The organism is Stenotrophomonas sp. STEN013, from assembly GCF_056760355.1.
In genome coordinates this window covers 499,947-515,090 of sequence record NZ_JBRREO010000002.1, presented here as the reverse complement: position 1 = coordinate 515,090, position 15,144 = coordinate 499,947, and the positions used below count along the sequence as shown (strand labels likewise).

Genomic DNA, 15,144 nt, shown 5'->3' with positions numbered 1-15,144 from the left:
ACCCGAAGGCCCGGCATTGCCGGGCCTTCTTTTATCTCCGATCGCCACGCCGCCGCTTCAGGACGCGGGTCGCACAACGCGGCGATGGCGCTCCCTCGGCCTTGCCACGGCTTGCTAAACTCCGCCCACTTTGTCCTTCCGCGGATATGCATCACATGCCCAACGTTCGCCCGCTTTCGCTTGCCCTGGCCTTGAGCCTGGTCACCGTGCTGTCCAGCTCCGATGCCGAGGCCGCCCGCAAGAAAGCTCCCGCCCGGGCCCCGGCGGCCAGTGCCGCCTGTACCGATTTCTACGAAGTGGCCAACGCCGACTGGCTCAAGGCCAATCCGGTGCCGCAGACCGGCGCGGTCACCGCGCTGGGCCAACTGGCCGGCAACACCCGTCTCCAGCAGCGCCAGCTGCTTGATCGCGCGATGAATGCCCCGCAGGGCAACGTGCAGAAGCTGCTGGGCGACTTCTGGGCCAGCGGCCTGGATGAGGCGGCGGTGGAAGCCGACGGCTCCAAGCCGATCGCGCCGCTGCTGACCCGCATCAACGCCATCAAGAAGGCCAAGGATGTGCCGGCCTCGATCGCCGCGCTGCACCAGGTCGGTATTCCGGTGGCCTTCAACTTCGCCCCGGACGTGGACCTGAAGGCGCTGGACCGCCACATCGGCTACTTCATGCAGGGCGGCATGGGTCTGCCGGACCCGGCGTTCTACACCCGCACCGATGCCGACACCGTCGCGCTGATGGGCCGCTACCGTGCCTATGTGAAGCAGATCCTGGCGCTGACCGGCACCCCGGCCAACCAGCTCGACGCCGAGTCGGCGCAGGTCATCGCGCTGGAAACCGAGCTGGCGCGCAGCGCGCAGCCGGTAGCCGACATCAACAACCCGTTCAACAACTACGCGCCGGTCCCGACCAAGGACCTGGGCCGCTACCGCAACCTGCAGCTGGACGCATTCCTCAAGGCGCAAGGCGTCAACGACGACCTGGTGTCGATGGCCGATCCGGCCCTGTTCCAGCAGCTCAACGGCATGGTCGCGCGGCTGCCGGCCGCGCAGTGGAAGGCCTACCTGCGCTGGCGCGTGGGCGATGCGATGGCCCCCTACCTGTCCAAGGGCTTCCGCGACGCTTCGTTCGAGTTCCGTGGCAGGGTGCTGCGTGGGCAGACCATCGCCCCGGCACGCGCCGATGCGGTGCTGGACGCCATCAACGTCGCCGCCGGCCCGATGCTCGGCCACGAGTACGCCGCCACCTACCTCAGCCGCGATGCCCGCCGCCAGGCCGGGGTGATGGTCGACCAGATCCGCGAGGCGCAGCTGGCCGCCGTCAAGCGCAGCACCTGGCTCAGCGCTGAAGCCAAGGCCGAAGCCGAAGCCAAGCTGGCCGCACTGAAGATCGAGATCGGCACCCCGCTGCGCGATCTGGACTACACCGTGCAGCCGATGGGCCGCGGCAGCTTCGGCGGCAACATGCTGATCGCCTCGACCTGGCGCCACGGCCAGGAAATGAAGCGTATCGGTAAGGGCAACGCCGACCGTCGCTGGGACGTGCTGCCGCAGCAGCCGGCGATCAACTACGACCTGGCGCAGAACCGCCTGATCGTCACCGCCGCCGTGCTGCAGGGGCCGATCTTCGTCGACAAGGCCAGCACCGCGGAGAAGTTCGGCGCCTACGGTGCGCTGGTGGCCCACGAGATCAGCCGTGCCGTCGATGCCAAGGGCGCGCTGATCGATGCCCGGGGCGAGCTGCGCAGCTGGTGGACGCCGGCCGACAAGACCGCCTGGACACTGATCGGCAACCGCGTCGCCGCCCAGTACAGCGCCTATCCGTTCCCGGGCGTGAAGGATGCCAAGGTCAACGGCCAGCTGACCCGTGACGAGAACATGGCCGACATCTCGGGGGTGGAGATCGCCTGGGAAGCCTTCAGCGCCGCGCAGCCCGATGCCAAGCCGGCCGACAGGCAGGCCTTCTTCAAGGCGTGGGCGGGCCTGTGGCCGGCGCAGCTCTCGCCCAACGAGGCGGTGCAGCGTCTGGCCAGCGATGTGCATGCGCCGGGCCGCTGGCGCAGCAACGCGCCGCTGTCGAACCTGCCGGCCTTCGGCGCCAGCTTCAGCTGCAAGCCGGGCCAGCCGATGCAGCGCACCGACGCCGAGCAGATCAGGATCTGGCGTTGACCGCCGGCTGATACGGGACATGGAAAAGGCGCGGAATCCGCGCCTTTTTCTTTGCCCTCGATCGGACCTACTTCACCCGCCGCAGGTGGTTCGGCCGCCCGCTGCCGCCGCCCCCGCGCGGCTTGAACGGCGGCTGCCCGCGCCAGTAGCGGATCAGCAGCCAGCCGAACAGCATGCCGCCCAGATGCGCGAAGTGGGCCACGCCCGGCTGCCAGCCGGTGAAGCCCAGCATCAGCTCCATGGCGCCGAACACGATCACGAAGGTCCGCGCCTTCATCGGAATCGGCGGGAACAGCAGCATCACCCGCTGGTTCGGGAACAGCATGCCGAATGCCAGCAGCAGCCCGAACACCCCGCCCGAGGCGCCCAGCACCGGAGCGCCCTCGCCCATCAGCGCGGCCACCAGCAGCTGGCAGACACCGGCACCGGCCACCGTCACCAGGTAATAGGTCAGGAAGCGCTTTTCGCCCCAGGTCTGCTCCAGCGGCGCACCGAACATGAAAAGCGCGAGCATGTTGAAGAACAGATGGCCGAAGCTGCCGTGCAGGAAGCCGTAGGTCAGCAGCTGCCACGGCTGGAAGTTCTGCCCCGGCGAGAACGCATCAAAGCCGTGCTCGCTGAGCGGCCACAGCATGAACGGAGCGAAGGTGTCGTTCCCCAGCAGGAACGGCTGCTGCAGGAGGAACAGCACCACATTGGCGATCAGCAGCGCCCGGGTAATGGTAGGCAGTCGGGAAAACATGTCGGCATCCATTGGAATTGCCGACATGATAGCCGCAGCGTCTAGCCCGGCCCCCAGACCGCCGCATCCAGATCGCGCGCGGGCCGCGGCCGTCTGACCCGCCCGTTCTCGACCACCACGCCTTCGGCACGCAGGCGCTGGCTCTGTTCGTGCCAGCCGGCCGAGCCTTCGGCCATCGCGATGCGGCCGTCCGAGCGCAGCACCCGGTGCCAGGGCAGCGCCGGATCGTCGTTCATGCCCAGCAGACGGGCAACCAGCCGCGCCCGCCCCGGCAAGCCGGCCCTGGCCGCGACCTCGCCATAGCCCAGCACCTGCCCATGCGGAATCTGCCGGATCACCTGGTAGATCCGTGCGTGACCCACTGCCGGAGCCGGCCCTGCACTCATTGTTTCTTCGCCACGCCGCTGCCCACCAGCAGCACCCCGCCCAACACCAGCAAGGTGCCGGCGCTCTGCCACGGGCCCATCGGTTCGTCGAGCAGCCATACACTCAGCACAATGGTGGAAACCGGACCCAGCATACTCACCTGCGCGGCCAGCGATGACCCGATGCGCTTGACCCCGACCATGATCGCCAGCACCGGCAGCACCGTGCACACGGTGCCGTTGAGCAGCGACAGCCCATACACCGGCGGCGCATACGTCCACAGCGCCGCCACCGGCTGGAACAGCAGGTACTGGCCGATGCACAGCACGCAGGCCACCGTACTGGCATAGGCCGTCAGCCGTACCGCGCCGATCCGCGCCACCGCCTGGCCGCTGCCGAACAGATAGACGGCGTAACTCAGCGCACTGGCGAACACCAGCGCCGAACCGAGCAAGGTGCGCGCCCCATCAAGCCGGATGTCATGGCCGAAGGCCAGCAACACGCCCAGATAGCTCACCGCCAGCGCCGCCACCTGCCGCCGCGTCGGCCGCTGTTTGAGCACCACCAGCGCGATCAGCACCACCAGCGTCGGACTCAAGTACAGGATCAGTCGCTCCAACGTCGCGGTGATGTACTTCAGGCCCAGGAAATCCAGATAGCTGGACAGGTAGTAACCGGTAAAACCCAGCACCGCCACCCGCCACAGATCACCGCGCGCCAACGGCGACGCCCGGCGCGCGGCCCAGATCCCCATCGCCAGGAAGAACGGAAACGCCACCAGCATGCGCAGCGCCAGCAATGCGGTGGCATCCACGCCATGCCGGTAGGCCAGCTTGACGATCACCGCCTTGCCCGAGGCCATGATGGCGCCGGCGCCGGCCATCAGCAGGCCGCTGACCAGCACGCGACGGGAACTGCTTGGCAGCGGCGAGGAAGCAGATGGCAAGCCCGCAACCGGCGATCCGGTCACGGGCGGGGAAGAAGGAGTCACGGGACGACAGCATCGCAGGGGGAGATGGGCGGCCCATTATCCGGCCTCGTCCAGCGGCATGAAACCGGCCAGCGCTCCGCGGTCAGCGCATCAGCACCACTTCCTCGGCCGAGGTCGGGTGGATGGCCACCGTGTCGTTCATCTGCGCCCGGGTGATGCCGGCCTTCAGCGCCACCGCAAAGCCCTGCAGGATCTCGTCGGCGCTCTCACCCAGCAGGTGGATGCCGACAACTTTCTCCTCTTCGCCCGCGCAGACCATCTTGAACACGGTGCGCAGCTCGCCCTCGCCCAGCGCCTGCAGCATCGGCCGGAACCGGCTGTGGTAGGTGCTCACCCTGTCAAAGCGCTTGCGCGCCTCCTCCTCGCTCAGACCCACGCTGCCCAACGGCGGATGCGAGAACACCACGCTGGGCACGTTGTCGTAGTCCAGCCGCGCCTGCGGCTGGCCACCGAACAGGCGGTCCATCAAGCGGCGCGCGGCGGCCACCGCCACGGGCGTCAAGGTCACGTGCCCGGCCACATCGCCGACCGCGTGGATGCTCGGCACCGCACTGGTCTGGAATGCGTCCACCACCACCTGGCCCTTCTCGCCCAGCACCACACCGGCCTGCTCCAGCCCCAGATCCCGGGTGTTGGGCGCCCGCCCGGTAGCGAAGATCACCTGCTCGAACACCGCCTGCTCCGGGCCGTTGTCCAGGGTGGCGCGGATCTGACCACCGTACTGCTCCAGCCGCTGGATCTGGCAGCCGAAGTGCAGCTCCACCCCCTGCAGGCGCAGGTTCTCAATCAGCTGATCGGCCAGCTCGGCGTCGAAGCGTTCCAGCAGACGCTGCCCGCGCACCAGCATCACCACCTCGGCGCCCAGCGCGCGCAATACGCCGGCCAGCTCCACCGCGATATAGCCGCCACCGACGATTCCAACTCGGGACGGACACCGGCGCAGTGCGAAGAAATCATCGGATACCCCCCCCAGCTCCGCGCCGGGGAAACGCGGGCGCACCGGCTGGGCGCCGGTGGCGATGACGATGTGCTGCGTACGCAGCCGGGTGCCATCGGCACATTCGACCGTGTGCGCATCGATCACCCGTCCGCGCTGGTGCACGCGGGTGACACCGGTTTCGTCCAGGCGGCGCTGGTAGCTGGCGTGGATATTGGCGATGTACTGCTGGCGCTGCCGCACCAGTTCGGGCCAGTCCACCCGCGGTCTCTGCGGCACGTCGAAGCCCAGCCGCGACGCCAGCGCAATGCGCTCAGCCAGCTCCGCCGCCAGCCACATGGCTTTTTTCGGCACGCAGCCGACATTGACGCAGGTGCCGCCCAGCTCGCCCGGCTCGAGCATCGCCACGCGTGCGCCATGGGACGCGGCGCGGAACGCGGCGGCCAATCCGCCCGAGCCACCCCCGATCACCACCACATCGAAATCGCGTGCGCTCATTGCACGCCCCCGCCGTGAGGGAAGATCAGGGCGATTACGGGCACGCGGCCAGTCGTCAGGTCAGTCATCGGTTGTCAGCTCCCACTCCACACACCGCTCCGGAGCATGCCATGAGCGGCCGCGAGCCAGGCGTGAGCATGCCGCGACGCGCGTGTCTGGCACCATCAACGCGACCTGCATTCGGCACGCATCCCGATGGCGCGAACTCGACCAACACCGACGTCGCGGCAAGTCCGCTGGCGCCGCCGTTGTCATCAGCGCATCCGCTTGAACCAACGGGCCAGCCGACCTACTGCGCCACGTCGCGGGGCCGGCGCAGCGGCGGCACCTGCAGATAGGTGAACGCACGCCACAGCCATTCCGCCGGCCCGAAGCGGAAGTACCGCAGCCACCAGTGGCTGACGATGACCTGCACACCGAACAGCAGCACAGCAAACAGCAGCTGCCAGGCACGACCCGTCTGCTCGAACCAGCCCAGCCCGTAGCCGTAGAACACCAGCGTGCACACCAGCGATTGCAGCAGGTAGTTGCTCAGTGCCATGCGCCCGGCCGGTGCCAGCCAGTGCAACGCCCCGCTCAGCCGCACGCCCCAGCCCAGGTAGCCCAGGCACATCAGCAACCCGGCGATCGCGGTCAGCGCCGAGGCGATTCCGACGCGCAGGTCGAACCGGCCCGGAGCGATATAGTCCAGGGTGTAGACGCTCAGCAGCATCACCGCCAGCCCGGCCGGCAGCGCCAGCCAGCGCAGGCCTGCCCACAGGCGGGCATGCTGGTCCGGGCGGATGATCGCGCCGCTGCGCGCGAACCAGCTGCCGATCAGGAACATGCCCAGCACCTGGGGCCCGACCAGCATCAACACGCTCATCGCCACCCCGATATCGCGCAGACGCTGCCGCAGCGCGTCCAGATAGCCGCCGTGCGCATAGGCCTGGCGCTGGCGCTCGATGCTGGCCAGTGCCTCGCCGGTCATTGCCGTCCTCGCGTCATCGGGCACGAACTGCATCACCAGCCCGATCAGCAGCAGCAACGCCACGGCGGCCAGATAGCTGGCAACCCCCAACAACGGCAGCCAGCGCGCCGGCACCTGCCGGAACGCCAGCAGCAGGAAGGACAGCAACGCATAGGCGATCAGAATGTCGCCAGACCACAGCAGCACCGCATGCAGCACGCCGATCACCAGCAGCCCCAGGCTGCGGCGCAGGTAGAACCGGGCGAAGTCGCGTCCTGCCGTCTCGGCGCGTTGCGCCATCACCGCAAAGCCCACACCGAACAGCAGCGAGAACAGGGTGAAGAATTTGCCCTGCACGAAGAGGTAGACGAAGCCATCGGCCCAGCGGTCGATCCCCTGCCAGTGCTGGTCGATACCGGTGAAGGACAGATCCATCGGCCCGCTGAAGGCCTCGATGTTCATCAGCAGGATGCCAAACAGCGCCAGGCCACGCAGCACATCCAGCGTGCCGATACGTTCGTTCGGTGCAACAGGGTGGTAGGTGAGATCGGACAAGCTCAGGACTCCTTCTGGCATACGTGGGCGGCATCGTGCGACCCGGGCAACAGCTGGGGACGTCAAACCGGTATCAACCGCGGAGAACGCCCAGGCGCCGTCCCGGCGCCGGTGACCGCGGGCGGGAAAGTTGCGGCGGCAGCCTCCCCGTCACACAGGAAAACGGCCCGCGTTGGCGGGCCGTTCCTTATCTCATGACACTGGCAGCTGCACTCAGTGCTGGTGACCACCGTCGCCATGCACGTGGCCGTGCTGCACTTCTTCCTCGGCCGCTTCGCGCACTTCCACGATCTCCACGTCGAAGTGCAGGTCCTTGCCGGCCATCGGGTGGTTCAGGTCGACGTCGACCACGGTCAGGCCGACCTTCTGCACGGTGACCGCACGCGGACCGAAGTTGGTCTGCAGTATCACCTGCGCACCCGGCACCAGACGGGTATTGCCGAAGTGCTTCTTGGGCACGCGCTGGGTCAGGCCCTCGCGGCGCTCGCCGTAGGCATCGGCCGACTTCACATCTACGCCGAAGCTCTCGCCGGCTTCCTTGTCCATCATCGCCGCTTCAAGGCCCGGAATGATGTTGCCGTGGCCGATCAGGATCGCCAGCGGATCACGGTCCTTGGAGCTCTCGATCGGCTCTTGGCCGACTTCCGAGACGGTGTAGTGGAAACGGACAACGCGGTCTTTTTCGATCTTCATGCCTAACTCTGTCTGCTGGCTGCCCGAGGCAGGTGTTGGAACGGCCTTGCCGGCCGCCGGGGGCGCCGCCATGATGACGGCCTTCTGAGGTGGCGCATTATCAAGGCTCCATGCACATCACGCCAGTTTTCCGCTTTCACACGTGGCGCCTGCCGGCGCTGTTGCTTGCGATCACCGCCCTGGCGGCCTGCGGCCACAGCCCGCCCAGGCCGGACGCGGCGCCGGCAGCATCCCGCTATTCCCCGGTGCGCCCGGCCGATCCGGCGGCAACCTCGGCGGTACTGATGCGGGCGCTGGGGCTGGTCGGCACGCCCTACCGCTACGGCGGCAACACGCCTGAATCGGGCTTCGACTGCAGCGGCCTGGTCACCTATGTCTATCGCGACATGCTGGCACTGAACCTGCCGCGCACGTCCAGGGAACTGGCCGCCATCCAGGGACCGAAGATCGATCCGCGACAACTGGCCAATGGCGATCTGGTGTTCTTCGGCGACCGCGGCAACGTCTGGCATGTGGGTATCTATGTCGGTGAAGGCCGGTTCGTGCATGCCCCCAGCACCGGCGGCACGGTACGGCTGGACTCCCTGGAGGGCCCCTACTGGCGGGACCACTACAGCGGCGCAAAGCGGGTTCTACACTGAATATGAACAAATTCAACACAGAAAAAACGAAAATTTAACGGAATTTGTACCAAAAGCATCCTCAGGCAGGGCATGATCGCCCATCGATTTTTTCTGTGACTGCCGCGTGACGAATAAAAACACGTCCTACTCGAGCCAGCCCAAGTACTCGAATCCACTGCTCCGCCGGCTGTTTTGCGCCGCGGCACTGGCCCTGACCTCGCTTCCCGCCCTCGCCCAGAGCGCTGCCGAAGCAGAACCCGCCGCCGCCAAGCCGGCCGCGAAGAACGAAACCCCGCGCAGCAAGGCCGATGCTGCGGCTACGGCGACACTGGCGGCCCTGCTGCCCCACCTGGCCGCCAACGACACCATTCCGCTGATGGACCGCTCGGCGATGTTCGCCGGCGACCTGAGCCGCCTGCTTTCCACTTATGACGCCTCCAAGAGTGTCGCCACCGCCACCGATGCCGCGTTGGCCCGCGACGAGGACGGCAAGGTCCAGTCGATCCTGCGCCGCGCGATGACCCTGCTGGGCACGCCCTACCGCTGGGGTGGCACCTCGCCGGACGCCGGCTTCGATTGCAGTGGACTGGTCGGCTATGTCTTCCGCACCGCGCTGGGCATCGAGCTGCCGCGCGTGTCACGTGAAATGGCCAGCCAAGCCAGTTCGGAAATGATCAAGGACCGTGCCGCCCTGGTTGCCGGCGACTTGGTGTTCTTCGGCCGCAAGGGCCGGATCGACCACGTCGGCATCTATGTCGGTGAAGGCCGTTTTCTGCACGCCCCCAGCACCGGCAAGGACGTGCGGACCGATTCGCTGCTCACCGGTTACTGGAGCGGCAAGTTCATGCAGGCACGCCGCGTCGAACTGTAAGCCGTTCCAGCCGCATCTTCTGAAGGCCGCAGTTCACCCTGCGGCTTTTTTTTTTGCAAAAAAAGTGAATGCGCGGCCGGTAGAAATAAATGCGCGACATGCAATTCACCGCGCCTATTCAGGCCTGCAATGTGATTGCGCCCGTTTTCAGGTGGGGTATAAGGTGGGCCTGAGAAGCAAGGTGACCACGCATGGCTGCAACACCTGTCTCTACCCCAAAACGCTGCGTGATCTGGTTCGGACATCCGGGGATGCGTGAACGGATGGCACTGGCTGCCGATGGCTGGCAGATCCGCGAGGTACTGCCCCAGCAACCTGCGAACATCGGCATGCGCGGCGGCGACACGCTTGTCGGCCTGATCGATTTCCGCAAGACAACGGCGTCAGAGCTGGAACGCATCGAGAAGATCACCAGCGAACACCGGCACATGCCGCTGTTGGCCATCACTTCCGGCGGCATTCCCGGCAGCGAACCTTGCACCGCCCGGTTGCTGGCCGCCTGCCAACGGCACTTCCCGCATCCACCGGACCTGAAGGAGCTGGTCCAGCACCTGCAGATCCTGGGTAACAGCCCCGTCTCCCAGAGTGCTGAAAACGTGCTGGACAGCCTGCTGGGCGAAAGCACCTCGATGCTGGCCATGCGCGCGACCTTGCGCAAATTCGCGCCCGTCAACCTGCCGGTGCTGATCACCGGCGAAACCGGTACCGGCAAAGAGGTGGCCGCGCATGCGCTGCACCGTCTGTCCGAACGCAGCGATAGACCCTTCAATGCGATCAATTGCGGCGCCATTCCCGCCACGCTGGTGCAATCGGAACTGTTCGGCCACGAGCGTGGCGCGTTCACCGGTGCCACCTCGCGCCGTCAGGGGCTGTTTGAAACCGCACACACCGGTACCGTGTTCCTCGATGAAGTGGGCGACCTGCCGCTGGACGCCCAGACCAGTCTGTTGCGGGTGCTGCAGGAGGGCACCATCGAGCGGGTCGGCAGCAACCAGCCCATCAACGTCGACGTCCGTATCCTGGCGGCCACCCACGTGGATCTGGAGCAGGCGGTGGCGCGCGGCCAATTCCGCAGCGATCTGTACTACCGCCTCAATGTCCTGCGCCTGGTCATCCCTCCCTTGCGAAAGCGCGAAGGCGATATCGAATTGCTCGCCGGACACTTCCTGAAAGCCTTCCGCGCGCGGCATCCGATCCGTGCGCGCGGCTACACCGCTGCCGCCCGCCATGCGATGGCCCATTTCAGCTGGCCAGGCAACGTACGCGAACTGCTCAACCGCGTGCAGCGTGCCGCGATCACCGCCGAGGGCGAGCTGATCAGCTGTGCCGACCTGGAACTCACCGCCACGGGTGCCGAAGCGGAGGGAGCGCAACTGGATCTGGCCCGCGCCGCGGCCGAACGGGACACGCTGCTGTCCTGCCTCGAGCAGAGCCGCTACAACGTCAGTGCCTGCGCGAGACTGATGAAGGTCTCGCGGGTCACCATCTACCGTCTGTGCCGCAAACACCAGCTGCCGCTGGAAACGATGCGCTGATGCCGGCGGTTACAACATGTAAGGGACTTTGAAGGCCAGGCTGAAGTCCGGTGCATCCGGGGTCAGGCCGATCCCCAGGATGCTGACGAACGTCGCATGCGGGGTGAGCGCGTAGGTGACCCCCAGATTCAAGGTTCCGGCGTTGGCGTCACTGCCGATGACTTTCACCCATTGACCGCCCTTGAACCGCGTCGAGGCACGCGCGCTCATGCGATCACTGAAGGAAATGCTCAGACTGGTACGTTCGTTGAAGGCGAATGCGACACCGGCGCCGAAATAGTAGGAGCCGCCCAGCTTCACGTCGCCCGGGTTGACCGTATCGGGGTTTCCGTCGATGTCGTCAAAGCCGCGCTCGAAGGAGTGGATGTAGCCGATGTTGCCAAACAGGATCGCCGGATCAGCCGTCTTCACCGCCGAGAGACCCACGTTGGCCTGCCACACACCGTTGCCGGTAGGCTGCTGCGCAGGTACCGCGAAGCGGATGAAGTCATCATCGTCGCGCTCCAGCACCTTCCAGTCCAGGCCATAGGGTTCACGGCCGGTGGGGGCGGTGACGCCCACACTCAATACGGTTTCCGGACGCCGCCGGCCTTCCGGGAACAGCTTGTAATTGGCACTGACGGTCACGTCGCCGATGCCATCGCCATGGGTTTCTTCCTGCGCGATCGCTCCAGCCGAGCCGCCCGCCCCCCCCTTCTGGTAGATGGTTTTACGCGCGATGTAGGGCACATCCAGATTCAGCGTGAGCTTGGGATTGACCCCCCAGCGCGCGGCGAAATTGTAGGTCAGCGAATCGGACTCGACATTCTCGATCGCGATATTGCCCAGGAAAATCGCATCCAGCGCGAGGAAGCCGTTCAAGGTCAGCTGTTTGCGGTCATAGCGTGCGTAGGTGAGGCTGTTTTCCAGCGTCAGCTTCTGGTTGAACAACGCCGACTGCTGCTGTTTGACGTCATTGACACTGCGCCGGGCCGCGTCTTTGGCGGCCTGCGCTTCGGCCGCCGAACTGGCATACCCCTCGGTCGGTGCAGAAGCGCCGGCGACCGGCGCAGCGTCGGTTGCTGGCGCCGCGGGTGCCGTCATGCCGCCCGCCTTGCCGCTGATCCGCGCCTGCATCGCCTGCACCTGCATATCCAGCTCACGCAGCCTGCGCACCTCCTGGGCATAACTGGCCTTCAGTGCTTCAAGCTGACCCATCAGGGCTTTCAGATCGGCCTCGTTGCTGGCCTTGGGCGCGTCCTGCGCGCCAGCCTCCGTCGAGCTTAGTGCAAGCCCCCCCACCAGCGCCGCCATCGCCAGTCGTTTCATCGGTGAACTCCCTTGCCTGGAAAGGTTTTCGGTTGCCAGCGTCGATCACGCTGGAAGTGGAATCACGGGCCAAATGCACCGGCGCCGTTCAAACCGCGGGCCAGCGTGATGGCCTGCGCGACGTTCTGGGTGAGCGGCACGTTGTCGGCCAACGCGCTTCTGACCAGATCGATCTGCAGCCGGTTGCCCGCCAGTTGCCCATCCCCCATCAACTGGATGGTCTGGCCGACACTGCCGCTGCGTACCCACTGCTCCACCGCACCCAGCCCGTCGACCTGCAGCAGCAACTTGGCCGCATTGCCATCGAACTGCACCTGCGCGGTCGCATTGCCGTTCTGCGCGATCGCACTGGTATTGATCACGCCCGAGCCATCCGGCGCGGTGGTGCCGTTGCGGACATTGAGGTGGGTGACATTGCTGGCGCGGTTGCCGTCGCCGGCCACCTGTATGCTCTGGGTCAAACCGGCGACATTCTGCAGTCCGCTCGCATCGATACTGCGACCACTGGTATCCGGCAACGGTGCGTTGGCATCGGTGATGCTCACCGTGGGGGTGAAGCTGACTTTCGGAGTGTTGCCCTTGGTGAAATCCATACCCAGCCTCATCGCCCCTTGCAGCGTCTGGCCGGTCTGCGTCTGCCAGGTGGATATCATCGTCACGCCGAACCAGGCCACCGCATTGCCTCCAACCGTGTAACGGCCGCGCATCAGACCCAGCTCCGCATCCGGAACCTCCTGCAGGCCTTTGCCGGCAACGCTTTTGGATTCAGCCGCATGGGCGGATGTCGCAAGCATCAGCGCCAGGCCCACACAGCATGGATTGCAAATTTTCATGAACCTACTCCTTCAAAACAGGTCGGCATGGGTGAAGCCGAAATCCACCAGTTCGGCATCGGTGATCGGCTTTCCCTGTCGCGCGTAAAGCGCGCGCGCGCTCGCCTTCTCACTGGGGAGCAACAGCACCGTGTTGCGGTCAAAGTCACTACCAACCACCACGAACACCGTCCGCGAAGGCCATGCCTCCAGGAAGTCGGCCACCGGCACCACCCGGTTGCCGAGGATCGGATCGCCGATTTCCACCATGTCGCCCAGCACCTGCTTGAGCACCACGAAGTGGCGGAAACCCCGCACATCCATCAGCACCAGACTGGGCACGCGCAAGGTACGCAGCCGCTCCTCGCTGACCCGGTAACCGCGCCCCCGCATTCCCAGGGACTCCACGTAACGCTTCACGTCCAGCATCGAAAAACCGCGCTGCTGCACCAGTTCCGGATCGGAGACTCCCATCATTCCTTCGATCACCGTCGCCTCATCGGCGTCCAGGTGATAGGCGTACTTGAGAATGGTCGCCAATGCGGCTGCACCGCAGCTGTAATCGGTGTGTTGCCGTACCAGATAACGGAAGCGGCGCTCCTTCATGCTCTCGATGGATTGGGTATACAGCGCGCCATTGGGCAGGACGCCACTGAACCCCACCTCGCCGGCATGTACCGGCGTGACATGCAGCAGCAGGGCAAACAGCAGAACGACTGTCGTGCGGATCATGCCGGTACCGTCTCCATGGCAGGAAGGAGCCCCTGCCCCAAGGGGGAGGAGGGACAGGGGCTCCCGGGGTAGCCCGGCCATTGGCGGATGGCCGGGTTTGTTGCTCTCACCATCTACTACCGGCGAACCGGACAGGGTTACTCGCCGCCGGGATTGCCACCACCGCCACCACCACCGCCGGTCGACGGTTGCGCCACGGCCAGAGCGAGGCTGTTGGCCTGCAGGTTGCCGGTACCCGCCGACACGTTCACGCCGATGTTGCCCGACGCACTGGAGAACGCACTGCCGGACAGGGCTGCCGTATTGGTGGCATTGACCGCGACCGTGTACGAGTTGTTCACGGTGCCGCTCAGGTTGGCGTACAGGTACGCCGCGCCCAGCTCGAGAAAGCCCAGCTCGCCTTCTTCTTCCGTATCGAAGGCGATGCCGCCCACGCCAGGACGGTTCGGGTTTGCAGTGGCGTTCTGGATGGCGTTGTCGAGGTCGATATGACCGGTATCGTTGCCATCCGGATGCGGCAATGCGCCATCCCACGTATCCAGATAGTAGTTGTCTTTCTGATACGCCGAGCCGGTGCCGCTATAGGAACCGCCACCGACCGCGACCGTCAGACCCGCGACCGGGCCGGACAGGCTGACCTGGGTGGTATTGGTGCGTTCTTCCTCATAACCGGCGTTGCTGACGCTGTTGCCCATCGACACCTGGTTGGAGCTGATGGTGGACTGCGCGTAACGGCTGGTCGCCACCGACGCGGCGAGCGCGTTCTTCTGCTCGTTGTTGTTGCCGGAGGTGACGTTCACGCCGATGTTGCCGCTGGCGCCACTGAACGCGTTGCCACCAACGCCGGCATTGTTGATCACACCGTAGTTCATGGTCTCGTTGTTGGCACCATTCTGGTGGACAAAGACCTCCGCATCGGCCATGCCGAATGCGAACGAGGCGTCGGCCGCCGACAGCGAGGCCGCGTTGTCCTGGGTGTTGTTGTCGCCGGCGGCAACGTTGAAGCCCAGGTTGCCCGAGGCATCCATCGCGACATCGTCGGCGATGGTGGCATCGTTGGTCAGCAGGGTGTTCTCACCCGAGTTGTTGGTCACCGACTGGCGGTTGTCGATCAACGCGATGGCGGCCGAGTCGATATAGATATCGCCCCAGATTTCCGGATCGCCCCAGAATTCGATGTCGGAGCTCAGACTGATGTCCTTGTCCAGACTCACCTCGACGTTGTGGCTGTTCCGATCGCCACGAGGATAGTCGTTGTTGTTGCGGTCGCTCTGCGCGAAAGCCGCAGCACTGCTGGTCAGTGCTGCAACTGCCATGGCGAGTACCGTCCATTTCATATTCGCTTTCATGGTGCCCTCTTCTTCTGGTTC

Annotated in this window: 14 protein-coding genes; 4 read left to right on the top strand and 10 right to left on the bottom strand. The window is 65.7% G+C overall.

Annotation, left to right across the window (positions count from 1 at the left end):
- Positions 1–155 precede the first annotated feature (155 nt).
- The gene (locus ACVOMH_RS06585) at positions 156–2,162 is read left to right on the top strand and encodes a M13-type metalloendopeptidase (protein WP_481551428.1); all 2,007 of its coding nucleotides are present in this window, start codon (positions 156–158) and stop codon (positions 2,160–2,162) included.
- Between the two features lie 67 nt (positions 2,163–2,229).
- Here the strand turns inward: ACVOMH_RS06585 and ACVOMH_RS06580 are convergent, their stop codons facing one another.
- From ACVOMH_RS06580 to ACVOMH_RS06555, 6 genes are all read right to left on the bottom strand, one after another.
- Complete coding sequence (locus ACVOMH_RS06580; protein ID WP_481523404.1) at positions 2,230–2,904, bottom strand: rhomboid family intramembrane serine protease; 675 nt, start codon at positions 2,902–2,904, stop codon at positions 2,230–2,232.
- Positions 2,905–2,945: 41 nt separating this feature from the next.
- The gene (locus ACVOMH_RS06575; RefSeq protein WP_481523403.1) at positions 2,946–3,290 is read right to left on the bottom strand and encodes an MGMT family protein; all 345 of its coding nucleotides are present in this window, start codon (positions 3,288–3,290) and stop codon (positions 2,946–2,948) included.
- The gene (locus ACVOMH_RS06570; protein WP_054660279.1) at positions 3,287–4,216 is read right to left on the bottom strand and encodes a DMT family transporter; all 930 of its coding nucleotides are present in this window, start codon (positions 4,214–4,216) and stop codon (positions 3,287–3,289) included. Before ACVOMH_RS06570 ends, ACVOMH_RS06575 begins: the two co-directional genes overlap by 4 nt.
- A 127-nt stretch (positions 4,217–4,343) precedes the next feature.
- The gene (gorA, locus tag ACVOMH_RS06565; RefSeq protein ID WP_481551427.1) at positions 4,344–5,696 is read right to left on the bottom strand and encodes a glutathione-disulfide reductase; all 1,353 of its coding nucleotides are present in this window, start codon (positions 5,694–5,696) and stop codon (positions 4,344–4,346) included.
- 289 nt (positions 5,697–5,985) lie between these two features.
- The gene (locus ACVOMH_RS06560; protein WP_481551426.1) at positions 5,986–7,221 is read right to left on the bottom strand and encodes a DUF418 domain-containing protein; all 1,236 of its coding nucleotides are present in this window, start codon (positions 7,219–7,221) and stop codon (positions 5,986–5,988) included.
- A 192-nt stretch (positions 7,222–7,413) separates the two neighbouring features.
- A complete protein-coding gene (locus tag ACVOMH_RS06555) occupies positions 7,414–7,893 on the bottom strand; it encodes an FKBP-type peptidyl-prolyl cis-trans isomerase (RefSeq protein ID WP_054660744.1) in 480 nt (159 codons plus the stop codon).
- Positions 7,894–8,003: 110 nt separating this feature from the next.
- Between ACVOMH_RS06555 and ACVOMH_RS06550 the strand changes: the two genes are divergently transcribed.
- From ACVOMH_RS06550 to ACVOMH_RS06540, 3 genes are all read left to right on the top strand, one after another.
- Entirely contained in the window at positions 8,004–8,534 is a 531-nt protein-coding gene (locus tag ACVOMH_RS06550) for a C40 family peptidase (protein WP_481551425.1), read from the top strand.
- A 106-nt stretch (positions 8,535–8,640) separates the two neighbouring features.
- Positions 8,641–9,387 carry a C40 family peptidase gene (locus tag ACVOMH_RS06545; RefSeq protein WP_083468449.1) on the top strand — a complete coding sequence of 249 codons (747 nt, stop codon included), beginning with the start codon at positions 8,641–8,643 and terminating at the stop codon, positions 9,385–9,387.
- 191 nt (positions 9,388–9,578) lie between these two features.
- Positions 9,579–10,922, top strand: a complete 1,344-nt coding sequence (locus ACVOMH_RS06540) for a sigma-54 interaction domain-containing protein (RefSeq protein ID WP_481551424.1) — start codon at positions 9,579–9,581, stop codon at positions 10,920–10,922.
- 9 nt (positions 10,923–10,931) lie between these two features.
- On the opposite strand, the gene ACVOMH_RS06535 is transcribed toward ACVOMH_RS06540, so the two are convergent.
- The 4 genes from ACVOMH_RS06535 to ACVOMH_RS06520 all read right to left on the bottom strand — a co-directional run bounded on the left by ACVOMH_RS06535 (position 10,932) and on the right by ACVOMH_RS06520 (position 15,123).
- Positions 10,932–12,230, bottom strand: a complete 1,299-nt coding sequence (locus ACVOMH_RS06535; protein ID WP_481551423.1) for a transporter — start codon at positions 12,228–12,230, stop codon at positions 10,932–10,934.
- 62 nt (positions 12,231–12,292) lie between these two features.
- Positions 12,293–13,063 carry a hypothetical protein gene (locus ACVOMH_RS06530; RefSeq protein ID WP_054658633.1) on the bottom strand — a complete coding sequence of 257 codons (771 nt, stop codon included), beginning with the start codon at positions 13,061–13,063 and terminating at the stop codon, positions 12,293–12,295.
- A 12-nt stretch (positions 13,064–13,075) separates the two neighbouring features.
- Positions 13,076–13,774 carry a C39 family peptidase gene (locus ACVOMH_RS06525; RefSeq protein ID WP_481551422.1) on the bottom strand — a complete coding sequence of 233 codons (699 nt, stop codon included), beginning with the start codon at positions 13,772–13,774 and terminating at the stop codon, positions 13,076–13,078.
- A gap of 137 nt (positions 13,775–13,911) precedes the next feature.
- Positions 13,912–15,123, bottom strand: a complete 1,212-nt coding sequence (locus ACVOMH_RS06520; protein WP_481551421.1) for an adhesin — start codon at positions 15,121–15,123, stop codon at positions 13,912–13,914.
- Positions 15,124–15,144: the final 21 nt, after the last annotated feature.